We start from the raw sequence: 25,245 nt of genomic DNA on the forward strand, positions 1-25,245 counted from the left end.
AGGTAGATCCCAACTCGCTCACAGCGTACAATACGCTACTCTAAATAGTGGGGCGGGCGATCATGGCAGACATAACTCTTATCAGCGGCAGTACTCTGGGTAGCGCAGAATATGTATCAGAACATCTGGCGGAAAAGCTGGAAGAAGCTGGTCACGGCACCACTATCCAGCACGGTCCGTTGATTGAGGATCTGCAGGCCGAAGGAATCTGGCTGGTTATCTCTTCTACTCATGGTGCTGGCGATATTCCCGATAACTTACTGCCTTTCTATGAAGCGCTTCAGGGGAAGCAAGTCGATCTTTCTGCTGTCCACTTTGGCGCAATCGGCATCGGTAGTCGTGAATATGACACCTTCTGTGGAGCTATTGATAAAATCGAGGCGGCGCTCATAGCATGTGGGGCAAAACAGATTGGCGAAACGCTGAAGATTAATGTCCTCGAACATGAGATTCCTGAAGATCCAGCAGAGATTTGGCTTGGATCCTGGAAAAATTTGCTCTGAGAATTGTAAAGATCCTCGTTTCTTCTGTGGGTAACTATGCTTAAAAGCTTGGATCAACCGGTAGTTATCCAAAGTATAACCCTTGACTGATTTTTGTGCTGTGTATAACCCTTCATTTTGATCCCAGCTTATACTGAACAGGATCACCGATCATTCACAGATAGTGATCCTTCTTAAGCTTTTGATCTTAAATCGTGGATCTGACTTATCCACAGATATCGTCGATCCTAATAAGAGATCACAATAAAACAGATCTCTAAATAAAAGATCTTCTTTTTAATACTCAAGATCCCGGTGCTTTCTCGAAAGCCGAAAGTTGAGTAGAATCCACGGCCCGGGCTTCAATCCATTTTCAAACCGCTTTACGCGAGGCAAACCACCATGTTTTATCAGGATCCTTTTGACGTCATCATCATTGGCGGGGGTCATGCAGGCACTGAGGCCGCGATGGCCGCAGCGCGAATGGGTCAACAGACTCTGCTTTTGACACACAATATCGACACGTTGGGGCAGATGAGTTGCAACCCGGCGATTGGCGGCATTGGGAAAGGACACCTGGTAAAAGAAGTGGATGCCCTTGGCGGCCTGATGGCAACGGCGATCGATCATGCTGGTATCCAGTTTAGGATACTAAACGCCAGTAAGGGGCCGGCGGTCCGCGCCACCCGAGCTCAGGCAGACCGCGTGCTCTATCGACAGGCAGTTCGCACAGCGCTGGAAAATCAGCCGAACTTGATGATCTTCCAGCAGGCCGTTGAAGATCTGATTGTTGAGAACGATCGTGTCGTCGGTGCCGTGACCCAGATGGGTCTCAAATTCCGCGCGAAGGCGGTTGTTCTGACCGTTGGTACGTTCCTGGATGGCAAGATCCATATCGGTCTGGATAACTACAGCGGTGGCCGTGCTGGCGATCCGCCATCGATCCCCCTGTCTCGCCGCCTACGCGAGCTTCCGTTGCGCGTAAGCCGCCTGAAAACCGGTACTCCACCGCGTATTGACGCAAGAACCATTGATTTCAGCGTGTTGGCGCAGCAGCACGGCGATGATCCAATGCCGGTCTTCTCGTTTATGGGCAATGCTTCCCAGCACCCACGTCAGGTACCGTGCTATGTCACTCATACCAATGAGAAAACCCACGATGTTATCCGCAATAACCTCGATCGCAGCCCTATGTATGCTGGGGTGATTGAAGGGATCGGCCCGCGTTACTGTCCGTCGATCGAAGACAAAGTCATGCGCTTTGCCGATCGCAATCAGCACCAGATCTTCCTGGAGCCGGAAGGACTGACGTCCAATGAAATTTATCCAAACGGCATCTCTACCAGCCTGCCGTTTGATGTCCAGATGCAAATCGTTCGCTCAATGCAGGGGATGGAAAATGCAAAAATCGTCCGTCCTGGCTACGCTATTGAGTACGATTTCTTCGACCCGCGCGATCTTAAGCCGACGCTGGAAAGTAAATTTATCCATGGCTTGTTCTTCGCTGGGCAGATTAACGGCACCACCGGCTACGAAGAAGCCGCAGCGCAGGGCCTGCTCGCTGGCCTGAACGCCGCCCGTTTCTCTGCTGAGAAAGAGGGCTGGGCGCCGGGCCGCTCTCAGGCCTATCTCGGCGTGCTGGTGGACGACCTGTGCACTCTTGGGACCAAAGAACCGTACCGTATGTTTACCTCGCGGGCGGAATATCGTCTGATGCTGCGTGAAGACAATGCCGACCTGCGTCTGACCGAACAGGGTCGTGTGCTGGGTCTGGTGGATGACGAACGCTGGGCGCGTTTCAACGAGAAGCTGGAAAGCATTGAGCGTGAACGCCAGCGTCTAAAATCCAGCTGGGTTAATCCGCTGGCAGAAAGCGCTGCGGAAGTGAACACTCATCTGACTGCGCCACTTTCTCGTGAAGCAAGCGGGGAAGACTTACTTCGTCGTCCTGAAATGACCTACGAGCAGTTGGTGCAGATGTCACCATTCTCACCAGGTCTTGCAGATAAGCAAGCAGCTGAGCAGGTGGAGATTCAGGTTAAGTATGAAGGCTACATCGCTCGTCAGCAGGATGAGATCGAAAAGCAGCAGCGCAATGAAAATACCTTGCTGCCTGCGACACTCGATTACCGGCTGGTGAATGGATTGTCGAACGAGGTGATTGCTAAGCTCAACGATCACAAACCGTCCTCAATAGGACAGGCATCGCGTATTTCTGGTATTACGCCGGCGGCAATCTCTATTCTGCTGGTGTGGCTGAAAAAACAGGGAATGCTGCGTCGTAGCGCCTGATCTTTCCCTGATAGAGATATTTGGCGGATAACGCATTCGTATCCGCCCTTTTAATTCATCAGCCCGGTAAGCGTTATCGCCTCCGGGCTCATTGTTTTTAGACAGGTATTGACCGTGCTTAACAAACTTTCTCGTCTGCTGGCTGAAGCAGGGATTTCGCTCACCGATCACCAGAAAAATCAGCTGGTAGCCTATGTGGGTATGCTGGATAAGTGGAATAAGGCTTATAACCTGACCTCCGTTCGCGATCCGAACGAGATGCTGGTACGCCACATTCTCGATAGCATTATTGTTGCGCCGCACCTTAAAGGAACTCGTTTTATTGATGTGGGCACCGGTCCTGGGCTACCGGGTATTCCGCTGGCGATAGTGCGCCCTGAGTCCAATTTCATCTTGTTGGACAGCCTTGGTAAGCGTATTCGGTTCCTTCGTCAGGTTCAGCATGAGTTAAAACTGGACAATGTGACGCCGGTACAAAGTCGCGTAGAGGCGTTTTCTGGTGAGCCGCTGTTTGATGGCGTCATTAGCCGCGCCTTTGCTTCGTTAAGCGACATGGTGAGCTGGTGCCACCACTTGCCTGCGAAGAACGGTCATTTCTATGCGCTCAAAGGTTTAGTCCAGGAAGATGAAATGGCAAATCTTCCGCAAGGGTATGTGGTTAATGAGATTATTGAGCTGCATGTACCTCAGTTGGAAGGGGAGCGTCACCTGGTGGTGATTCAACCAAAAATGATTTAATTTTTATCAAAAAATGTGAAAAAAAGATGGCTCAAGCATGTTACAAAAATAAAAGTCACTGCAGGGTATTATCGGGTCATTGTTAACCTTGTTTTTACCATGGATTTTCTTTCAGTTAACTTTGACTTGTTGCTTTCTCCGATGAATAGTCAACGTTGAAAATATCAGTGTGCTAAAAATCGAGCTGCTGATGCTTCATACTGATGTTAAATATTTATTATAAATGTCAATAAAAGGTTTTCATTGTATATAGGGTTGTTTTAGAAAGAATGCCCATTTTTTATGTTGGATATCAAAAGGATGAAAACTTACGTTTTATGTACAGAATTAATTCAATTACGGTAAAAATGTCTATTATGTGATCTAATGCACGCTTTAATTGCCGTGTTTTCTCGCTATTTGCAGTTTTGCATGACCGCTCACAGATTGGTGAAAAGCATGAAAAGTTGTCACTTTGAAAATAATTAAACATTTATTCACTATTTTGCTACTTATTGTTTGAAATCACGGGGCGTCACCGTATAATTTGTCCGCTTTTTGATGCTTGACTCTTCGTCTTAAAGGACGTTTTATACGACACGCGACATACCTCAAAGGGAGCAGGAGTTAAAACGTGATGTCTGTGTCGCTCTTGAGTCGAAACGTTGCTCGTAAGCTTCTGTTTATTCAGTTACTGGCAGTAATAGCAAGTGGACTGCTGTTCAGCCTCAAAGACCCCTTCTGGGGCATCTCTGCCGTTTGCGGAGGTTTGGCGGTTGTGTTGCCAAACATGATATTTATGATTTTTGCCTGGCGTCATCAGGCGCATACACCAGCTAAAGGCCGAGTGGCCTGGACCTTCGCCTTCGGTGAAGCCTTCAAGGTGTTGCTGACCTTCGCTCTTCTGGCGGTGGCGCTAGCGGTTTTAAAGGTGGTGTTTTTGCCGCTGATAGTGACGTGGGTTTTGGTGCTGGTGGTACAAATTCTGGCGCCAGCTGTAATTAACAACAAAGGGTAAAAGGCATCATGGCTTCAGAAAATATGACGCCGCAGGAATACATAGGACACCATCTGAACAACCTTCAGTTGGACCTGCGTACTTTCTCGCTGGTGGATCCGCACAACCCCCCAGCCACCTTCTGGACGCTCAATATTGACTCCATGTTTTTCTCGGTGGTTCTCGGTCTGCTGTTCCTTACCATTTTCCGTAGCGTTGCTAAGAAAGCGACCAGCGGTGTGCCAGGGAAACTCCAGACTGCTATCGAAATGACCATCGGCTTCGTCCATGGCAGCGTCAAAGACATGTATCACGGCAAGAGCAAGCTGATTGCTCCGCTGGCCCTGACCGTGTTCGTCTGGGTATTCCTGATGAACCTGATGGACCTGCTGCCAATCGACCTGATTCCTTACATCGGCGAACACATTTTCGGCCTGCCTGCACTGCGCGTGGTTCCGTCTGCTGACGTGAACATCACCCTGTCGATGGCGCTTGGCGTGTTTATCCTGATTCTTTTCTACAGCATCAAAATGAAAGGCGTGGGCGGGTTCGTTAAAGAACTGACCCTGCAGCCGTTCAATCACTGGGCGTTCATTCCTGTCAACTTAATCCTTGAAGGGGTAAGCCTGCTGTCCAAACCGGTATCACTCGGTCTGCGACTGTTCGGCAACATGTATGCCGGTGAGCTGATTTTCATTCTGATTGCTGGTCTGTTGCCGTGGTGGTCACAGTGGATTCTGAATGTGCCATGGGCCATTTTCCACATCCTGATTATTACGCTGCAAGCCTTCATCTTCATGGTTCTGACGATTGTCTATCTGTCGATGGCATCCGAAGAGCATTGATTTTTACCAACATACTACGTTTTAACTGAAACAAACTGGAGACTGTCATGGAAAACCTGAATATGGATCTGCTGTACATGGCTGCCGCTGTGATGATGGGTCTGGCGGCAATCGGTGCTGCGATCGGTATCGGCATCCTCGGGGGTAAATTCCTGGAAGGCGCAGCGCGTCAACCGGATCTGATTCCTCTGCTGCGTACTCAGTTCTTTATCGTTATGGGTCTGGTGGATGCTATCCCGATGATCGCTGTAGGTCTGGGTCTGTACGTGATGTTCGCCGTCGCGTAGTAAGTTGTTCGAAAGAAACCTAAGCCACAGAGTTAATTTTTAAGAGGTATTGTGCTGTGAACATGAACGCAACAATCCTCGGCCAGGCCATCGCGTTTGTTCTCTTCGTATGGTTCTGCATGAAGTACGTATGGCCGCCTTTAATGGCTGCCATCGAAAAGCGCCAGAAAGAAATTTCTGACGGTTTAGCTTCTGCAGAACGCGCTAAGAAAGATTTGGACCTTGCACAGGCCAACGCGACCGACCAGCTGAAAAAAGCGAAAGCGGAAGCCCAGGTAATCATCGAGCAAGCGAACAAGCGTCGCTCTCAGATTCTGGATGAAGCTAAAGCGGAAGCAGAACAGGAACGCACCAAAATCGTCGCACAGGCGCAGGCTGAAATCGATGCCGAACGTAAACGTGCTCGTGAGGAGCTGCGTAAGCAGGTCGCTATCCTGGCTGTTGCTGGCGCCGAGAAGATCATCGAACGTTCCGTGGATGAAGCTGCTAACAGCGACATCGTGGATAAACTTGTCGCTGAACTGTAAGGAGGGAGGGGCTGATGTCTGAATTTGTAACGGTAGCTCGCCCCTACGCCAAAGCAGCTTTTGACTTTGCCGTCGAGCACAACAGTGTTGAACGCTGGCAGGATATGCTGGCGTTTGTCGCTGAAGTGACCAAGAACGAACAAATGGCAGAGCTACTCTCCGGTGCATTGGCTCCGGAAACGCTCTCAGATGCGTTTATCGCGGTATGTGGTGAGCAACTGGACGAAAATGGCCAAAACCTGATTCGGGTAATGGCTGAGAATAGTCGTCTGAAGGCGCTCCCTGATGTTCTCGAGCAGTTCATTCACCTGCGCGCTGCCAGTGAGGCAACCGCAGAGGTAGAAGTTATTTCTGCCACCCAGATGAGTGACGTACAGCTTGCGAAGATTAGCACTGCGATGGAAAAACGTCTGTCACGCAAAGTTAAGCTGAATTGCAAAATCGATAAGTCTGTAATGGCAGGTGTTATCATCCGTGCGGGTGATATGGTCATTGATGGTAGCGTACGCGGCCGTCTTGATCGCCTTGCAGACGTCTTGCAGTCTTAAGGGGACTGGAGCATGCAACTGAATTCCACCGAAATCAGCGAACTGATCAAGCAGCGCATTGCTCAGTTCAATGTTGTGAGCGAGGCTCATAACGAAGGTACTATCGTTTCTGTCAGTGACGGTGTTATCCGCATTCACGGCCTTGCCGATTGTATGCAGGGTGAGATGATCGCTCTGCCGGGTAACCGTTACGCTATCGCACTGAACCTGGAGCGCGACTCCGTAGGTGCCGTTGTGATGGGTCCGTACGCTGACCTTGCCGAAGGCATGAAGGTTAAATGTACTGGCCGTATCCTGGAAGTTCCGGTTGGCCGTGGCCTGCTGGGCCGCGTGGTTAACACCCTGGGTGCGCCAATCGACGGTAAAGGTCCGCTGGAGCACGACGGCTTCTCCGCTGTTGAAGCTATCGCTCCGGGCGTAATCGAACGTCAATCCGTCGATCAGCCGGTTCAAACCGGTTATAAGTCCGTCGATGCCATGATCCCAATCGGTCGTGGTCAGCGTGAACTGATCATCGGCGACCGTCAGACCGGTAAAACCGCTCTGGCAATCGACGCCATTATCAACCAGCGTGACTCCGGCATTAAGTGCGTCTATGTTGCTATCGGCCAGAAAGCGTCCACCATTTCTAACGTGGTACGTAAACTGGAAGAGCACGGCGCGCTGGCCAACACCATCGTTGTGGTTGCAACCGCATCTGAATCCGCTGCACTGCAATACCTGGCTCCGTATGCCGGTTGCGCAATGGGCGAATACTTCCGCGACCGCGGTGAAGACGCGCTGATCATTTATGATGACCTGTCTAAACAGGCCGTTGCTTACCGTCAGATCTCCCTGCTGCTCCGCCGTCCGCCAGGACGTGAAGCGTTCCCGGGCGACGTATTCTACCTCCACTCTCGTCTGCTGGAGCGTGCTGCACGTGTTAACGTTGAATACGTTGAAGCTTTCACCAAAGGTGAAGTGAAAGGTCAAACCGGTTCTCTGACTGCGCTGCCGATTATCGAAACCCAGGCGGGTGACGTTTCTGCGTTCGTTCCGACCAACGTAATTTCCATTACCGATGGTCAGATCTTCCTGGAAACCAACCTGTTTAACTCCGGTATTCGTCCTGCGGTTAACCCGGGTATCTCCGTATCCCGTGTTGGTGGTGCTGCTCAGACCAAGATCATGAAGAAACTGTCCGGTGGTATTCGTACCGCGCTGGCGCAGTATCGCGAACTGGCGGCGTTCTCCCAGTTTGCCTCTGACCTTGATGATGCAACCCGTAAGCAGCTGGACCACGGTCAGAAAGTAACTGAACTGCTGAAACAGAAACAGTATGCGCCGATGTCCGTTGCGCAGCAGTCTCTGGTTCTGTACGCAGCAGAACGTGGTTATCTGGCAGATGTAGAGCTGGCGAAAATCGGTAGTTTCGAAGCTGCTCTGCTGGCTTACGTCGACCGTGATCACGCTCCGTTGATGCAAGAGATCAACCAGTCCGGTGGCTATAACGACGAAATCGAAGGCAAGCTGAAAGGCATCCTCGATTCCTTCAAAGCAACCCAGTCCTGGTAAAGTCTGGCGGCTTGCTTTAGGGCAGGCCGCAAGGCATTGAGGAGAAGCTCATGGCCGGCGCAAAAGAGATACGTAGTAAGATCGCAAGCGTCCAGAACACGCAAAAGATCACTAAAGCGATGGAAATGGTCGCCGCTTCCAAAATGCGTAAATCGCAGGAGCGCATGGCGGCCAGCCGTCCTTACGCAGATACCATGCGCAAAGTGATTGGTCACCTTGCGAACGGTAATCTGGAATATAAGCACCCGTACCTGGAAGAACGCGACGTTAAGCGCGTGGGCTACCTGGTGGTGTCTACCGACCGTGGTCTGTGTGGTGGCTTGAACATTAACCTGTTCAAAAAACTGCTGGCGGATATGAAAGCATGGTCCGATAAAGGCGTTCAGAGCGAACTCGCAATGATCGGCTCGAAGGGCGTGTCGTTCTTTAATTCCGTAAGCGGCAATGTTGTCGCTCAGGTGACCGGCATGGGTGACAACCCATCCCTGTCCGAACTGATCGGTCCGGTAAAAGTGATGTTGCAGGCCTACGATGAAGGTCGTCTGGACAAGCTGTACGTTGTCAGCAACAAATTTATTAACACCATGTCTCAGGTTCCAACCATCACCCAACTGCTGCCGTTACCGGCGTCAGAAGATGATGACTTGAAGCGTAAATCCTGGGATTACCTGTATGAACCCGATCCGAAAGCGCTGCTGGATACCCTGCTGCGCCGCTATGTGGAATCTCAGGTTTATCAGGGCGTGGTAGAAAACCTGGCCAGCGAGCAGGCCGCACGTATGGTGGCGATGAAAGCCGCGACCGACAATGGCGGCAGCCTGATTAAAGAGCTGCAGTTGGTATACAACAAAGCTCGTCAGGCCAGCATTACTCAGGAACTCACCGAGATCGTCGGTGGAGCATCCGCGGTATAACCAGGTTAATTCGTAGAGGATTCAAGATGGCTACTGGAAAAATTGTCCAGGTAATCGGCGCCGTGGTCGACGTCGAATTCCCTCAGGATGCCGTACCGCGCGTGTACGAGGCTCTTGAGGTACAAAATGGTAATGAGCAACTGGTGCTGGAAGTTCAGCAGCAGCTCGGCGGCGGTATTGTACGTACCATCGCCATGGGTTCTTCCGACGGCCTGCGTCGTGGTCTGGATGTTAAAGACCTTGAGCACCCGATCGAAGTCCCGGTAGGTAAAGCAACACTGGGTCGTATCATGAATGTACTGGGTCAGCCAGTTGACATGAAAGGCGACATCGGTGAAGAAGAGCGTTGGGCTATCCATCGTGCAGCACCGTCCTATGAAGAGTTGTCAAACTCTCAGGAACTGCTGGAAACCGGCATCAAAGTTATCGACCTGATGTGTCCGTTTGCGAAGGGCGGTAAAGTTGGTCTGTTCGGTGGTGCGGGTGTAGGTAAAACCGTAAACATGATGGAGCTTATTCGTAACATCGCGATTGAGCACTCCGGTTACTCCGTGTTTGCGGGCGTAGGTGAACGTACTCGTGAGGGTAACGACTTCTACCACGAAATGACCGACTCCAACGTTATCGATAAAGTATCCCTGGTGTATGGCCAGATGAACGAGCCGCCGGGAAACCGTCTGCGCGTTGCTCTGACCGGTCTGACCATGGCTGAGAAGTTCCGTGACGAAGGTCGCGACGTACTGCTGTTCGTCGATAACATCTATCGTTACACCCTGGCCGGTACTGAAGTATCAGCACTGCTGGGTCGTATGCCTTCAGCGGTAGGTTACCAGCCGACTCTGGCGGAAGAGATGGGCGTTCTGCAGGAACGTATCACCTCCACCAAAACCGGTTCTATCACCTCCGTACAGGCGGTATACGTACCTGCGGATGACTTGACTGACCCATCCCCAGCAACCACCTTTGCTCACTTAGATGCAACCGTGGTACTGAGCCGTCAGATCGCATCCCTGGGTATCTACCCGGCCGTTGACCCGCTGGACTCCACCAGCCGTCAGTTGGATCCGCTGGTTGTTGGTCAGGAACACTACGACACCGCGCGTGGCGTTCAGTCTATCCTGCAGCGTTATCAGGAACTGAAAGACATCATCGCCATCCTGGGTATGGATGAACTGTCTGAAGAAGACAAACTGGTGGTAGCACGCGCTCGTAAGATCCAGCGCTTCCTGTCCCAGCCGTTCTTCGTGGCGGAAGTATTTACCGGTTCTCCGGGCAAATACGTCTCCCTGAAAGACACCATCCGTGGCTTTAAAGGCATCATGGACGGCGAATACGATCACCTGCCAGAGCAGGCGTTCTACATGGTCGGTTCCATCGACGAAGCCGTGGAAAAAGCCAAAAAACTTTAACGCCTTAATCGGAGGGTGATATGGCAATGACTTACCACCTGGACGTCGTCAGCGCAGAGAAACAAATGTTCTCTGGTCTGGTCGAGAAAATCCAGGTAACGGGTAGTGAAGGTGAGCTGGGTATTTACCCGGGTCACGCACCGCTGCTCACCGCCATTAAGCCTGGTATGATTCGCATCGTTAAGCAGCACGGTCATGAAGAGTTTATCTACCTGTCAGGCGGCATTCTTGAAGTGCAGCCTGGTAGCACGACCGTTCTGGCTGATACGGCAATTCGTGGCCAGGATCTCGACGAAGCGCGAGCTCTGGAAGCGAAACGTAAGGCTGAAGAGCATATCAAAAGCTCTCACGGCGACGTGGATTACGCTCAGGCGTCCGCAGAACTGGCCAAAGCGATCGCTCAGCTTCGCGTTATCGAGTTGACCAAAAAAGCGATGTAACACCGGCTTGAAAGTTAAAAAGCCAGTCTGGTTTCCAGGCTGGCTTTTTTTATTGTTTCGTTTCATAAATAGTAAAACTAAAAAGCGAGTTCAATATTTTTGTGATGAATGTCTCATTTTTATTGATCGATCAAAAAATGAAGTGTAGACTTGTTTTTGTGATGTAAATCACAAAATAATCCATCAAAACATAATCGCTATCCAGGAAGTTATCATGAAACTGATCAACAAAATCGTCGCTTTCTTCAGTGCTATGAACGTTACCTTTGGTACTTTCAACAACTAAGAATCAAACTATCCGAACTGCATTTGCGCTGTACCGCTAACTAAAACGACAACACATGCGGTGTGAAGCAGGAAAGAAAGTTAGAGGGTCGCCCGAGGGCGACCTTTGTGTTTTTATAGGGTCTTAATTTCGACTGAGGAAGTTACCGGTATTGAAACTCCCATCCTCATTACGCAGCAGAGGGTCCGGTAACGCCAGCGTTTGGTAATCGTTACTACTAATGCTCTTTCCCTGCGCGTTGATGCTTCGACCGCCGTGAATGAAGTAGTTGCTATCGTCGATGTTGCCGACCACGGCGTCGTCATATTCCCCTGCTTGAGTGCGCAAGGATATATTATCGCTGAAAGCGCCTTGCGTTTCCGGTGCGCCGTATGGGCTTGGGCGGAAGATATAGTTAAATCGCTGATTGTCTACCGCAACGTTATTGACCACCACCAGCTTACCGGGGTTGAAGTTGTCGGTAAAACCGTCCAGGTGATTGCCAATAGCGATGCTGTTACGTACCTCATGTGCGACCGGCTGCCCTTCCCCACCGAGCTTAAAGCCGTTGCTGGTATTATTGCGGGCAATTGAATTCTCGATCACCACAACACCATTCGCCCCGTCCTCAATCTTGTTAAACAGATCGAATCCGTCATCGATATTATCGTGCGAGTAGCAACCTTCCAGCCGGTTACCCTCCCCTACGCGCATTTTCACCGCGAAGCCATCGGCGTTAATTTTCCCCGGATCTTCATTACTAAAGGATTCAGAATTCACCACCCGGTTATAGCTGGCCCACAGCGGGCGTCCAACATCTGCCGGAGAGGAAATTTGAATCCCGGTATCATCGTTGCGATAAGCGATAACGTTTTCAATCAGGTTATAGCTACCCTGCACGCGCAGGCTTTTATCCGTAACTTCAATGCCGTTGATATGCCAGTAGCTGGCGTCCAGTAGCAATCCGTGAATGATCGCTTTGCCGTCGGCTTGCAGGGTTTTGGTTTTGCCTTTCAGGCCGCTTGCGCTCAGAGGAATTGCCGTTTGCGGATAATCTCCAGCGGCTAATACTATTTTTCCGCCTGCCGGGACGAATTCAATGGCGGAGGATAAATCGAGCGGTGAATCAGCGGTCCCTTTAGCCTGCGGTAGCCCATCTGGTGCGGCATAGAGCGTATTGCCTGTCACGCTGGCGCTGTGCTCAACTGTCAGCGTTTGGCTAACCGGTTTTGCGCTGGTGGCTGGGGTAAAGCTGATTTCAAAAGTGTCTTTATCTTTCAGGACGGCAGGCTGGGTAAACATCTCTCCGGCTTTTACTTCTTTATCCTGCCCGATCACCACTTCATCCTGACGAACGGTTATGCGCCCGTCGCTATTAGTGCGCGCCTGCAATATGTAATCTTTGCTTTGGCTTTTTGCGCTTGAGCTAATTTGCATCACAGGAGGCCAGCCTTTGGCGACGTACGGTGCTGAGGGGGCCGTATTTGCTGCTGAAGTAGTGAGTGAAGCATTGCTGACGGTGATTTTTGCGTTACGTGAGGCGAAGAAACCGACGTAGTAATGCTCTTTATCCTGCTGCGTAATCAGGTCAGCGTGAGGAACCTGCTGGCTAACCCATTCATTGCTGCCCGTTGCTGCCCATGAGGTAATAAACCTGTCGTTGGTACGCTCCAGCTTGAGCTGGAAAGTCGGGGTTTGCTCCAGGTTTATCTTCTCTTTATAGCTCTGGCGCTTTATTGATGCGCCCGCATTACCCCACGGCTGAGTTATCCCTTCCCGGCTGATAGCCTGTAGCTTGATATGCGAGTGATCTTTTTTATCCTGAGTCATAATGGCGTTCATCACCATATTGGATGCCGCCGGGAACTCTTCGTAACCGACTTTCAGCGGCTGCTGACGCGCATTACCAATTATATCGCGGACCAGCAAACCAGCGCCTTCCTGCGCGGCCGGACGAGCGCCATTTTCCGGGCCAAACTGATTGACGGTCACCGTTGCCTGCAGGATAAAATTCTGGTTAGTCGGCAGTTCGGTATAAAAGAAGGTCAGCCCGTCATGGGAGTTGGCAATTTTGCCGCCGCGACTCTCAATAGTAATGGGCTGGCTGAGATCGGCCGGGTCTTGCGGCGTAAGTTTTTTGCCGGCGATCGTGACATTGTTAACGCCAATCTTTTCCGGCAGGACGTTAGAGGAAAAATTGCTATCTGTGGATTGTCCAAAGGCGATAGCCCGCCACTGATGGGCTTCATTAGCCTGCAGCGGTAGCGCGATCATCGAACTGCAAAGGGTTAATGCCAAAGGTATTTTGTTATTCATTCTTTTCTCCTGGGTAATTATTAAGCGGCATTATCAGGAAAATGAAATGCTGTTTCTATTTATCGCGTCACAATTAATGAATATTAAAACTGTGTTTTATTTTGTTGTTTTTCTTTATTTAGGTGTCAAAAAAACAGTAAAAGCAGAGGGATAGCCGGTTTAGCCGTTAGCTAAAATGATTTTTTTGTACTAAACGGGTTTGCGCTGGTTAAAAATAGCGCCCTAAAATGGTGTATAGCGTTGAGCCTGAACGTTTTATCTTCGACTCGTTTCATGATGAAAAATATGTAGATATTTCAACGTGAAAGGCTTTTACTTTTCGTTCCAACAGCAGTCAGGATGCGTATGTCAAACAGTCCTATGAGCGTGGTTATTCTTGCCGCAGGCAAAGGTACCCGCATGTATTCCGATCTTCCCAAGGTGTTGCATTCGCTGGCTGGAAAGCCAATGGTGCAGCATGTCATTGATGCAGCTAAAGAATTAGGTGCATCAGCCGTGCATCTGGTTTACGGGCACGGCGGCGACCTGCTGCGCCAGACGCTGCATGAAGATAATCTTAACTGGGTCTTACAGGCCGAACAGCTTGGTACCGGTCATGCCATGCAGCAGGCAGCGCCGTTCTTCAGCGATGATGAAGATATCCTGATGCTGTACGGCGATGTGCCATTGATTTCCGTTGAAACATTAAAACGCCTGCGAGAAGCGAAACCGCAAGGCGGTATCGGTCTGTTGACGGTTAAGCTCGACGATCCGACCGGCTATGGCCGCATTACACGTGATAACGGTGAGGTGACGGGGATTGTTGAGCACAAAGATGCCAGCGAAGAGCAGCGACAGATTAAGGAAATTAATACCGGGATCCTGGTCGCTAACGGCGCGGACCTGAAACGCTGGTTGGCGAAGCTGACCAATAATAACGTTCAGGGCGAATACTACATCACCGATATCATTGCTATGGCCTACGAAGAAGGCCATGAAATTGCGGCTGTTCACCCTCAGCGTTTAAGCGAGGTAGAAGGCGTGAATAACCGTCTACAATTATCCCGCCTTGAACGCGTTTTTCAGTCTGAACAGGCAGAAAAACTGCTGCTGGCGGGCGTCATGCTGCTTGATCCGGCGCGTTTTGATTTACGCGGCACGCTGAAACACGGGCGCGATGTTGAAATTGATACTAACGTTATTCTCGAGGGTAACGTGGTGCTGGGCGATCGCGTGAAGATTGGTACCGGCTGCGTTATCAAGAACAGCACCATTGGCGATGATTGCGAGATCAGTCCCTATACGGTGGTGGAAGATGCTCATCTGGAAGCTGCCTGTACTATCGGGCCGTTCGCACGTCTGCGCCCGGGCGCAGAGTTGCTGGAAGGCGCGCACGTCGGCAACTTTGTCGAAATTAAAAAGGCGCGTCTGGGTAAAGGCTCTAAGGCCGGTCATCTGTCCTACCTTGGCGATGCTGAGATTGGCGATAACGTTAATATCGGCGCGGGCACCATCACCTGTAACTATGATGGCGCGAATAAGCACAAAACGGTGATTGGCGATGACGTGTTCGTTGGCTCTGATAGCCAACTAGTGGCTCCGGTGACCGTAGGTAAGGGCGTGACCATTGCTGCAGGAACAACGGTAACGCGAAACGTTGCCGATAACGAACTCGTTTTAAGCCGCGTGCCGCAGGTCCATAAACAGGGCTGGCAGCGTCCGGTGAAGAAAAAATAACACTATTTCTCTTTCGCCCTTATTGGGGGTGAAGGAACGGGGTGAGGGGATAATATAATCCTCCCCCCACGGCAGTACCCATAAAAATAACCCCACTCTCTACAAGGCTCGGGGCGCCCGAAATACGGGCAAACAGGTTGACCGACAACGCATGGCATACAGCCAAAATCGGAATTAAAAACTATGTGTGGAATTGTTGGCGCAGTCGCGCAGCGTGATATTGCTGAAATCCTTCTTGAAGGTTTACGTCGTCTGGAATACCGCGGTTATGACTCCGCCGGTCTGGCGGTCGTTGACAACGAAGGTCATATGAACCGCGTTCGCCGCCTCGGTAAAGTACAGATGCTGGCTCAGGCGTTAGATGAACGTCCCTTACACGGTGGTACCGGGATTGCTCATACCCGCTGGGCGACTCATGGCGAACCGTCTGAGGGTAATGCGCATCCGCATGTTTCTGACCATATTGTGGTGGTGCATAACGGGATCATCGAAAACCATGAACCGCTGCGCGAGCTGCTGCAGTCCCGGGGCTATGTTTTTGCCTCCGAGACGGACACTGAAGTGATTGCGCACCTGGTGCATTGGGAGCTGGAGCAAGGCGGTACCCTACGCGATGCCGTACTGCGTACCATTCCTCAACTGCGTGGCGCTTACGGCACCGTGATTATGGATACCCGCGATCCGGGTACGCTGCTGGCCGCCCGTTCAGGCAGCCCGCTGGTCATCGGTCTGGGGATGGGGGAAAACTTCATTGCTTCCGACCAGCTGGCGCTGCTGCCGGTTACCCGCCGTTTTATTTTCCTTGAAGAGGGCGATATTGCGGAAGTGACCCGCCGCTCGGTCACTGTTTTTGATAAATCTGGCGTGGAGGTTCAGCGCCCGGATATTGAATCCAATCTGCAATATGACGCGGGTGATAAAGGTATCTATCGCCACTACATGCAGAAAGAGATCTACGAGCAGCCGAATGCTATCAAAAACACACTTTCCGGGCGTATCAGCCACGGTGAGGTTGATTTGAGCGAGCTGGGTCCGCAGGCCAACGAACTGCTGTCTCAGGTTGAGCATATTCAGATTATCGCCTGTGGAACCTCCTATAACTCAGGGATGGTATCCCGCTACTGGTTTGAATCACTGGCAGGGGTTCCGTGCGACGTCGAAATCGCCTCTGAGTTCCGCTATCGCAAATCTGCCGTACGTCGTAACAGCCTGATGATCACCCTCTCCCAGTCCGGCGAGACTGCGGATACGCTGGCTGGCCTGCGCCTGTCGAAAGAGCTGGGTTATCTGGGTTCTCTGGCGATTTGTAACGTTCCTGGCTCATCTCTGGTGCGCGAATCCGATCTGGCGATGATGACCAATGCCGGAACGGAAATCGGCGTTGCCTCGACTAAAGCATTTACTACGCAATTGACCGTTCTGCTGATGCTGGTGGCTAAACTGGCTCGCCTGAAAGGTCAGGATGCCGCTATCGAACACGATATCGTTCATGGCCTGCAGACACTGCCGAGCCGCATTGAGCAGGTGCTTTCACAGGATAAACGCATTGAAGCTCTGGCCGAGAATTTCTCTGACAAGCATCACGCGTTGTTCCTTGGTCGTGGCGATCAGTATCCGATTGCCCTGGAAGGGGCGCTGAAGCTGAAAGAGATCTCCTACATTCACGCTGAAGCCTACGCCGCTGGAGAGCTGAAGCACGGCCCGCTGGCGTTGATTGATGCTGAAATGCCAGTAGTGGTGGTGGCACCGAACAACGAGCTGCTGGAGAAGCTAAAATCCAATATTGAAGAGGTTCGTGCCCGAGGCGGCCAGCTATATGTCTTCGCAGACGGCGATGCGGGTTTTAACAGTAGCGACAATATGCACATCATCGAGATGCCGCATGTCGAAGAGGTGATTGCGCCTATCTTCTACACCGTACCGCTGCAGCTGCTGGCGTATCACGTCGCACTGATCAAAGGGACTGACGTCGACCAGCCGCGTAACCTGGCGAAATCAGTTACCGTGGAATAATTTTTTGAGTGTAGGAAGGCTGCTGTTGTGGGCGGACAATAAAGTCTTAAACTGAACAAAATAGATCTAAACTATGACAATAAAGTCTTAAACTAGACAGAATAGTTGTAAACTGAAATCAGTCCAGTTATGCTGTGAAAAAGCATACTGGACTTTTGTTATGGCTAAAGCAAACTCTTCATTTTCTGAAGTGCAAATTGCCCGTCGTATTAAAGAGGGGCGTGGCCAAGGGCATGGTAAAGACTATATTCCATGGCTAACAGTACAAGAAGTTCCTTCTTCAGGTCGTTCCCACCGTATTTATTCTCATAAGACGGGACGAGTCCATCATTTGCTATCTGACTTAGAGCTTGCTGTTTTTCTCAGTCTTGAGTGGGAGAGCAGCGTGCTAGATATACGCGAGCAGTTCCCCTTATTACCTAGTGATACCAGGCAGATTGCAATAGATAGTGGTATTAAGCATCCTGTTATTCGTGGTGTAGATCAGGTTATGTCTACTGATTTTTTAGTGGACTGCAAAGATGGTCCTTTTGAGCAGTTTGCTATTCAAGTCAAACCTGCAGCAGCCTTACAAGACGAGCGTACCTTAGAAAAACTAGAACTAGAGCGTCGCTATTGGCAGCAAAAGCAAATTCCTTGGTTCATTTTTACTGATAAAGAAATAAATCCCGTAGTAAAAGAAAATATTGAATGGCTTTATTCAGTGAAAACAGAAGAAGTTTCTGCGGAGCTTTTAGCACAACTATCCCCATTGGCCCATATCCTGCAAGAAAAAGGAGATGAAAACATTATCAATGTCTGTAAGCAGGTTGATATTGCTTATGATTTGGAGTTAGGCAAAACATTGAGTGAGATACGAGCCTTAACCGCAAATGGTTTTATTAAGTTCAATATTTATAAGTCTTTCAGGGCAAATAAGTGTGCAGATCTCTGTATTAGCCAAGTAGTGAATATGGAGGAGTTGCGCTATGTGGCAAATTAATGAGGTTGTGCTATTTGATAATGATCCGTATCGCATTTTGGCTATAGAGGATGGCCAAGTTGTCTGGATGCAAATAAGCGCTGATAAAGGAGTTCCACAAGCTAGGGCTGAGTTGTTGCTAATGCAGTATTTAGATGAAGGCCGCTTAGTTAGAACTGATGACCCTTATGTACATCTTGATTTAGAAGAGCCGTCTGTAGATTCTGTCAGCTTCCAGAAGCGCGAGGAGGATTATCGAAAAATTCTTCCTATTATTAATAGTAAGGATCGTTTCGACCCTAAAGTCAGAAGCGAACTCGTTGAGCATGTGGTCCAAGAACATAAGGTTACTAAGGCTACAGTTTATAAGTTGTTACGCCGTTACTGGCAGCGTGGTCAAACGCCTAATGCATTAATTCCTGACTACAAAAACAGCGGTGCACCAGGGGAAAGACGTTCAGCGACAGGAACAGCAAAGATTGGCCGAGCCAGAGAATATGGTAAGGGTGAAGGAACCAAGGTAACGCCCGAGATTGAACGCCTTTTTAGGTTGACCATAGAAAAGCACCTGTTAAATCAAAAAGGTACAAAGACCACCGTTGCCTATAGACGATTTGTGGACTTGTTTGCTCAGTATTTTCCTCGCATTCCCCAAGAGGATTACCCAACACTACGTCAGTTTCGTTATTTTTATGATCGAGAATACCCTAAAGCTCAGCGCTTAAAGTCTAGAGTTAAAGCAGGGGTATATAAAAAAGACGTACGACCCTTAAGTAGTACAGCCACTTCTCAGGCGTTAGGCCCTGGGAGTCGTTATGAGATTGATGCCACGATTGCTGATATTTATTTAGTGGATCATCATGATCGCCAAAAAATCATAGGAAGACCAACGCTTTACATTGTGATTGATGTGTTTAGTCGGATGATCACGGGCTTTTATATCGGCTTTGAAAATCCGTCTTATGTGGTGGCGATGCAGGCTTTTGTAAATGCTTGCTCTGACAAAACGGCCATTTGTGCCCAGCATGATATTGAGATTAGTAGCTCAGACTGGCCGTGTGTAGGTTTGCCAGATGTGTTGCTAGCGGACCGTGGCGAATTAATGAGTCATCAGGTCGAAGCCTTAGTTTCTAGTTTTAATGTGCGAGTGGAAAGTGCTCCACCTAGACGTGGCGATGCTAAAGGCATAGTGGAAAGCACTTTTAGAACACTACAAGCCGAGTTTAAGTCCTTTGCACCTGGCATTGTAGAGGGCAGTCGGATCAAAAGCCATGGTGAAACAGACTATAGGTTAGATGCATCTCTGTCGGTATTTGAGTTCACACAAATTATTTTGCGTACGATCTTATTCAGAAATAACCATCTGGTGATGGATAAATACGATCGAGATGCTGATTTTCCTACAGATTTACCGTCTATTCCTGTCCAGCTATGGCAATGGGGTATGCAGCATCGTACAGGTAGTTTAAGGGCTGTGGAGCAAGAGCAGTTGCGAGTAGCGTTACTGCCTCGCCGAAAGGTCTCTATTTCTTCATTTGGCGTTAATTTGTGGGGTTTGTATTACTCGGGGTCAGAGATTCTGCGTGAGGGTTGGTTGCAGCGGAGCACTGATATAGCTAGACCTCAACATTTAGAAGCGGCTTATGACCCAGTGCTGGTTGATACGATTTATTTGTTTCCGCAAGTTGGCAGCCGTGTATTTTGGCGCTGTAATCTGACGGAACGTAGTCGGCAGTTTAAAGGTCTCTCATTTTGGGAGGTTTGGGATATACAAGCACAAGAAAAACACAATAAAGCCAATGCGAAGCAGGATGAGTTAACTAAACGCAGGGAGCTTGAGGCGTTTATTCAGCAAACCATTCAGAAAGCGAATAAGTTAACGCCCAGTACTACTGAGCCCAAATCAACACGCATTAAGCAGATTAAAACTAATAAAAAAGAAGCCGTGACCTCGGAGCGTAAAAAACGTGCGGAGCATTTGAAGCCAAGCTCTTCAGGTGATGAGGCTAAAGTTATTCCTTTCAACGCAGTGGAAGCGGATGATCAAGAAGATTACAGCCTACCCACATACGTGCCTGAATTATTTCAGGATCCACCAGAAAAGGATGAGTCATGAGTGCTACCCGGATTCAAGCAGTTTATCGTGATACGGGGGTAGAGGCTTATCGTGATAATCCTTTTATCGAGGCCTTACCACCATTACAAGAGTCAGTGAATAGTGCTGCATCACTGAAATCCTCTTTACAGCTTACTTCCTCTGACTTGCAAAAGTCCCGTGTTATCAGAGCTCATACCATTTGTCGTATTCCAGATGACTATTTTCAGCCATTAGGTACGCATTTGCTACTAAGTGAGCGTATTTCGGTCATGATTCGAGGTGGCTACGTAGGCAGAAATCCTAAAACAGGAGATTTACAAAAGCATTTACAAAATGGTTATGAGCGTGTTCAAACGGGAGAGTTGGAGACATTTCGCTTTGAGGAGGCACGATCTACGGCACAAAGCTTATTGTTAATTGGTTGTTCTGGTAGTGGGAAGACGACCTCTCTTCATCGTATTCTAGCCACGTATCCTCAGGTGATTTACCATCGTGAACTCAATGTAGAGCAGGTGGTGTATTTGAAAATAGACTGCTCGCATAATGGTTCGCTAAAAGAAATCTGCTTGAATTTTTTCAGAGCGTTGGATCGAGCCTTGGGCTCGAACTATGAGCGTCGTTATGGCTTAAAACGTCATGGTATAGAAACCATGTTGGCTTTGATGTCGCAAATAGCCAATGCACATGCTTTAGGGTTGTTGGTTATTGATGAAATTCAGCATTTAAGCCGCTCTCGTTCGGGTGGATCTCAAGAGATGCTGAACTTTTTTGTGACGATGGTGAATATTATTGGCGTACCAGTGATGTTGATTGGTACCCCTAAAGCACGAGAGATTTTTGAGGCTGATTTGCGGTCTGCACGTAGAGGGGCAGGGTTTGGAGCTATATTCTGGGATCCTATACAACAAACGCAACGTGGAAAGCCCAATCAAGAGTGGATCGCTTTTACGGATAATCTTTGGCAATTACAGCTTTTACAACGCAAAGATGCGCTGTTATCGGATGAGGTCCGTGATGTGTGGTATGAGCTAAGCCAAGGAGTGATGGACATTGTAGTAAAACTTTTTGTACTCGCTCAGCTCCGTGCGCTAGCTTTAGGCAATGAGCGTATTACCGCTGGTTTATTGCGGCAAGTGTATCAAGATGAGTTAAAGCCTGTGCACCCCATGCTAGAGGCATTACGCTCGGGTATCCCAGAACGCATTGCTCGTTATTCTGATCTAGTCGTTCCCGAGATTGATAAACGGTTAATCCAACTTCAGCTAGATATCGCAGCGATACAAGAACAAACACCAGAAGAAAAAGCCCTTCAAGAGTTAGATACCGAAGATCAGCGTCATTTATATCTGATGCTGAAAGAGGATTACGATTCAAGCCTGTTAATTCCCACTATTAAAAAAGCGTTTAGCCAGAATCCAACGATGACAAGACAAAAGTTACTGCCTCTTGTTTTGCAGTGGTTGATGGAAGGCGAAACGGTAGTGTCAGAACTAGAAAAGCCCTCCAAGAGTAAAAAGGTTTCGGCTATAAAGGTAGTCAAGCCCAGCGACTGGGATAGCTTGCCTGATACGGATTTACGTTATATCTATTCACAACGCCAACCTGAAAAAACCATGCATGAACGGTTAAAAGGGAAAGGGGTAATAGTGGATATGGCGAGCTTATTTAAACAAGCAGGTTAGCCATGAGAAACTTTCCTGTTCCGTACTCGAATGAGCTGATTTATAGCACTATTGCACGGGCAGGCGTTTATCAAGGGATTGTTAGTCCTAAGCAGCTGTTGGATGAGGTGTATGGCAACCGCAAGGTGGTCGCTACCTTAGGTCTGCCCTCGCATTTAGGTGTGATAGCAAGACATCTACATCAAACAGGACGTTACGCTGTTCAGCAGCTTATTTATGAGCATACCTTATTCCCTTTATATGCTCCGTTTGTAGGCAAGGAGCGCCGAGACGAAGCTATTCGGTTAATGGAGTACCAAGCGCAAGGTGCGGTGCATTTAATGCTAGGAGTCGCTGCTTCTAGAGTTAAGAGCGATAACCGCTTTAGATACTGCCCTGATTGCGTTGCTCTTCAGCTAAATAGGTATGGGGAAGCCTTTTGGCAACGAGATTGGTATTTGCCCGCTTTGCCATATTGTCCAAAACACGGTGCTTTAGTCTTCTTTGATAGAGCTGTAGATGATCACCGACATCAATTTTGGGCTTTGGGTCATACTGAGCTGCTTTCAGACTACCCCAAAGACTCCCTATCTCAATTAACAGCACTAGCTGCTTATATAGCCCCTCTGTTAGATGCTCCACGAGCGCAAGAGCTTTCCCCAAGCCTTGAGCAGTGGACGCTGTTTTATCAGCGCTTAGCGCAGGATCTAGGGCTAACCAAAAGCAAGCACATTCGTCATGACTTGGTGGCGGAGAGAGTGAGGCAGACTTTTAGTGATGAGGCACTAGAGAAACTGGATTTAAAGTTGGCAGAGAACAAGGACACGTGTTGGCTGAAAAGTATATTCCGTAAGCATAGAAAAGCCTTTAGTTATTTACAGCATAGTATTGTGTGGCAAGCCTTATTGCCAAAACTAACGGTTATAGAAGCGCTACAGCAGGCAAGTGCTCTTACTGAGCACTCTATAACGACAAGACCTGTTAGCCAGTCTGTGCAACCTAACTCTGAAGATTTATCTGTTAAGCATAAAGACTGGCAGCAACTAGTGCATAAATACCAAGGAATTAAGGCGGCAAGACAGTCTTTAGAGGGTGGGGTGCTATACGCTTGGCTTTACCGACATGACAGGGATTGGCTAGTTCACTGGAATCAACAGCATCAACAAGAGCGTCTGGCACCCGCCCCTAGAGTTGATTGGAACCAAAGAGATCGAATTGCTGTACGACAACTATTAAGAATCATAAAGCGTCTAGATAGTAGCCTTGATCACCCAAGAGCGACATCGAGCTGGCTGTTAAAGCAAACTCCTAACGGAACCTCTCTTGCAAAAAATCTACAGAAACTGCCTTTGGTAGCGCTTTGCTTAAAGCGTTACTCAGAGAGTGTGGAAGATTATCAAATTAGACGGATTAGCCAAGCTTTTATTAAGCTTAAACAGGAAGATGTTGAGCTTAGGCGCTGGCGATTATTAAGAAGTGCAACGTTATCTAAAGAGCGGATAACTGAGGAAGCACAAAGATTCTTGGAAATGGTTTATGGGGAAGAGTGAGTGGTTAGGCTAGCTACATTTAATGACAATGTGCAGGTTGTACATATTGGTCATTTATTCCGTAACTCGGGTCATAAGGAGTGGCGTATTTTTGTTTGGTTTAATCCAATGCAAGAACGGAAATGGACTCGATTTACTCATTTGCCTTTATTAAGTCGAGCTAAGGTGGTTAACAGTACAACAAAGCAAATAAATAAGGCGGATCGTGTGATTGAGTTTGAAGCATCGGATCTTCAACGAGCCAAAATAATCGATTTTCCTAATCTCTCGTCCTTTGCTTCCGTACGCAACAAGGATGGAGCGCAGAGTTCATTTATTTACGAAGCTGAAACACCATATAGCAAGACTCGTTATCACATCCCACAGTTAGAGCTAGCTCGGTCATTATTTTTAATTAACTCCTATTTCTGTCGAAGCTGTTTGAGCAGTACCGCTTTACAGCAAGAGTTCGACGTTCAGTATGAGGTTGAGCGAGATCATTTAGAGATAAGGATCTTACCCAGTTCATCGTTTCCTAAAGGGGCGTTAGAGCAGTCGGCCGTAGTGCAGCTTTTGGTTTGGTTGTTTTCGGATCAAGATGTTATGGATTCGTATGAAAGTATTTTTAGGCACTATCAACAAAATAGAGAAATTAAGAACGGCGTTGAAAGCTGGTGCTTTAGCTTTGACCCTCCGCCCATGCAGGGTTGGAAATTACATGTAAAAGGACGTTCTTCTAACGAGGATAAGGATTATTTAGTTGAGGAAATAGTAGGTTTAGAAATCAACGCTATGCTTCCTAGCACAACAGCTATTAGCCATGCCTCTTTTCAGGAAAAGGAGGCAGGTGATGGTAGTACGCAGCACATAGCGGTTTCAACAGAGTCAGTTGTTGATGATGAGCATCTACAGTTGGACGATGAGGAAACAGCCAATATAGACACAGACACACGAGTCATAGAGGCTGAGCCGACATGGATAAGTTTTAGTAGACCTAGTCGAATTGAAAAATCTCGCAGGGCAAGAAAAAGTAGCCAAACTATTTTAGAAAAAGAAGAAGCAACAACAAGTGAAAATAGTAATTTGGTTAGTACTGATGAGCCACACTTAGGTGGTGTCCTAGCAGCGGCAGATGTGGGTGGGAAGCAGGATGCAACCAATTACAACTCTATTTTTGCTAATCGATTTGCTGCTTTTGATGAGCTACTTTCAATTCTAAAAACTAAATTTGCATGTCGGGTGCTTTTTGAAGAAACCTTGGTTTTGCCAAAAGTTGGGCGTAGCCGATTACATCTGTGTAAAGATGGCTCACCAAGAGTGATTAAAGCCGTTGGGGTGCAACGTAATGGCAGTGAATTTGTATTGCTAGAGGTGGATGCATCGGATGGGGTGAAAATGCTTTCTACCAAAGTGTTGAGTGGCGTTGATAGCGAAACATGGCGGAATGATTTTGAAAAGATACGGCGTGGAGTGGTGAAGAGCTCATTGAATTGGCCAAATAGTTTGTTTGATCAATTATATGGACAAGACGGGCATAGAGGGGTGAATCATCCAAAGGGGTTGGGGGAGCTGCAAGTATCGAGAGAGGATATGGAAGGGTGGGCTGAGAGAGTGGTTAGAGAGCAATTTACGCATTAAAGGAATGACTGAAAGAGCCTGTAAACCCGAGCCTTT

At 48.7% G+C, this 25,245-nt stretch carries 20 protein-coding genes; 19 read left to right on the forward strand and 1 reads right to left on the reverse strand.

Features of this window, described 5'->3' with window-relative positions:
- Positions 1-62: 62 nt before the first annotated feature.
- From mioC to AC07P6_RS30455, 12 genes are all read left to right on the forward strand, one after another.
- Entirely contained in the window at positions 63-503 is a 441-nt protein-coding gene (gene mioC / locus AC07P6_RS30400; protein WP_478315354.1) for an FMN-binding protein MioC, read from the forward strand.
- A 381-nt stretch (positions 504-884) separates the two neighbouring features.
- A complete protein-coding gene (mnmG, locus tag AC07P6_RS30405; protein WP_478315355.1) occupies positions 885-2,774 on the forward strand; it encodes a tRNA uridine-5-carboxymethylaminomethyl(34) synthesis enzyme MnmG in 1,890 nt (629 codons plus the stop codon).
- Positions 2,775-2,888: 114 nt separating this feature from the next.
- Complete coding sequence (rsmG, locus tag AC07P6_RS30410; protein WP_478315356.1) at positions 2,889-3,512, forward strand: 16S rRNA (guanine(527)-N(7))-methyltransferase RsmG; 624 nt, start codon at positions 2,889-2,891, stop codon at positions 3,510-3,512.
- 616 nt (positions 3,513-4,128) lie between these two features.
- The gene (gene atpI / locus AC07P6_RS30415; protein WP_182235431.1) at positions 4,129-4,509 is read left to right on the forward strand and encodes a F0F1 ATP synthase subunit I; all 381 of its coding nucleotides are present in this window, start codon (positions 4,129-4,131) and stop codon (positions 4,507-4,509) included.
- Between the two features lie 8 nt (positions 4,510-4,517).
- Positions 4,518-5,333: a F0F1 ATP synthase subunit A gene (atpB, locus tag AC07P6_RS30420; protein ID WP_110276039.1), complete on the forward strand. Its 816-nt coding sequence runs from the start codon at positions 4,518-4,520 to the stop codon at positions 5,331-5,333.
- 47 nt (positions 5,334-5,380) lie between these two features.
- Positions 5,381-5,620, forward strand: coding sequence for a F0F1 ATP synthase subunit C (gene atpE / locus AC07P6_RS30425; RefSeq protein WP_000429386.1), 240 nt, complete (start codon positions 5,381-5,383; stop codon positions 5,618-5,620).
- Between the two features lie 56 nt (positions 5,621-5,676).
- Positions 5,677-6,147, forward strand: a complete 471-nt coding sequence (gene atpF, locus AC07P6_RS30430) for a F0F1 ATP synthase subunit B (protein WP_110276038.1) — start codon at positions 5,677-5,679, stop codon at positions 6,145-6,147.
- 14 nt (positions 6,148-6,161) lie between these two features.
- Positions 6,162-6,695, forward strand: coding sequence for a F0F1 ATP synthase subunit delta (gene atpH, locus AC07P6_RS30435; RefSeq protein ID WP_110276037.1), 534 nt, complete (start codon positions 6,162-6,164; stop codon positions 6,693-6,695).
- A gap of 12 nt (positions 6,696-6,707) precedes the next feature.
- On the forward strand, positions 6,708-8,249 hold the full coding sequence (gene atpA / locus AC07P6_RS30440; protein ID WP_110276036.1) for a F0F1 ATP synthase subunit alpha: 1,542 nt from the start codon (positions 6,708-6,710) through the stop codon (positions 8,247-8,249).
- Positions 8,250-8,299: 50 nt separating this feature from the next.
- Complete coding sequence (gene atpG, locus AC07P6_RS30445) at positions 8,300-9,163, forward strand: F0F1 ATP synthase subunit gamma (protein WP_110276035.1); 864 nt, start codon at positions 8,300-8,302, stop codon at positions 9,161-9,163.
- 26 nt (positions 9,164-9,189) lie between these two features.
- Positions 9,190-10,572: a F0F1 ATP synthase subunit beta gene (atpD, locus tag AC07P6_RS30450; protein ID WP_181484301.1), complete on the forward strand. Its 1,383-nt coding sequence runs from the start codon at positions 9,190-9,192 to the stop codon at positions 10,570-10,572.
- Between the two features lie 20 nt (positions 10,573-10,592).
- Entirely contained in the window at positions 10,593-11,012 is a 420-nt protein-coding gene (locus AC07P6_RS30455) for a F0F1 ATP synthase subunit epsilon (RefSeq protein ID WP_110276033.1), read from the forward strand.
- Between the two features lie 409 nt (positions 11,013-11,421).
- On the opposite strand, the gene AC07P6_RS30460 is transcribed toward AC07P6_RS30455, so the two are convergent.
- Positions 11,422-13,593 carry a right-handed parallel beta-helix repeat-containing protein gene (locus AC07P6_RS30460; RefSeq protein ID WP_478315358.1) on the reverse strand — a complete coding sequence of 724 codons (2,172 nt, stop codon included), beginning with the start codon at positions 13,591-13,593 and terminating at the stop codon, positions 11,422-11,424.
- A 345-nt stretch (positions 13,594-13,938) separates the two neighbouring features.
- Here AC07P6_RS30460 and glmU point away from each other — a divergent pair, with 345 nt between their 5' ends.
- The 7 genes from glmU (at position 13,939) to AC07P6_RS30495 (ending at position 25,209) form a co-directional block, all read left to right on the forward strand.
- Positions 13,939-15,309, forward strand: coding sequence for a bifunctional UDP-N-acetylglucosamine diphosphorylase/glucosamine-1-phosphate N-acetyltransferase GlmU (gene glmU / locus AC07P6_RS30465; protein ID WP_478315359.1), 1,371 nt, complete (start codon positions 13,939-13,941; stop codon positions 15,307-15,309).
- A gap of 183 nt (positions 15,310-15,492) precedes the next feature.
- Entirely contained in the window at positions 15,493-17,322 is a 1,830-nt protein-coding gene (gene glmS, locus AC07P6_RS30470) for a glutamine--fructose-6-phosphate transaminase (isomerizing) (RefSeq protein ID WP_478315360.1), read from the forward strand.
- Positions 17,323-17,482: 160 nt separating this feature from the next.
- Positions 17,483-18,304, forward strand: a complete 822-nt coding sequence (locus AC07P6_RS30475) for a TnsA endonuclease N-terminal domain-containing protein (protein ID WP_001029679.1) — start codon at positions 17,483-17,485, stop codon at positions 18,302-18,304.
- Positions 18,291-20,399 (forward strand): DDE-type integrase/transposase/recombinase, encoded by a 2,109-nt coding sequence (locus tag AC07P6_RS30480; protein WP_000267723.1) that lies wholly within the window; start codon positions 18,291-18,293, stop codon positions 20,397-20,399. Before AC07P6_RS30475 ends, AC07P6_RS30480 begins: the two co-directional genes overlap by 14 nt.
- Positions 20,396-22,063, forward strand: a complete 1,668-nt coding sequence (locus tag AC07P6_RS30485) for an AAA family ATPase (RefSeq protein ID WP_001276994.1) — start codon at positions 20,396-20,398, stop codon at positions 22,061-22,063. Before AC07P6_RS30480 ends, AC07P6_RS30485 begins: the two co-directional genes overlap by 4 nt.
- Before the next feature lie 2 nt (positions 22,064-22,065).
- A complete protein-coding gene (locus tag AC07P6_RS30490) occupies positions 22,066-23,592 on the forward strand; it encodes a TnsD family Tn7-like transposition protein (RefSeq protein ID WP_001243518.1) in 1,527 nt (508 codons plus the stop codon).
- On the forward strand, positions 23,593-25,209 hold the full coding sequence (locus AC07P6_RS30495) for a Tn7-like element transposition protein TnsE (protein ID WP_000251879.1): 1,617 nt from the start codon (positions 23,593-23,595) through the stop codon (positions 25,207-25,209).
- Positions 25,210-25,245: the final 36 nt, after the last annotated feature.

The sequence above is a fragment of the Klebsiella sp. GFKo11 genome, assembly GCF_056490265.1.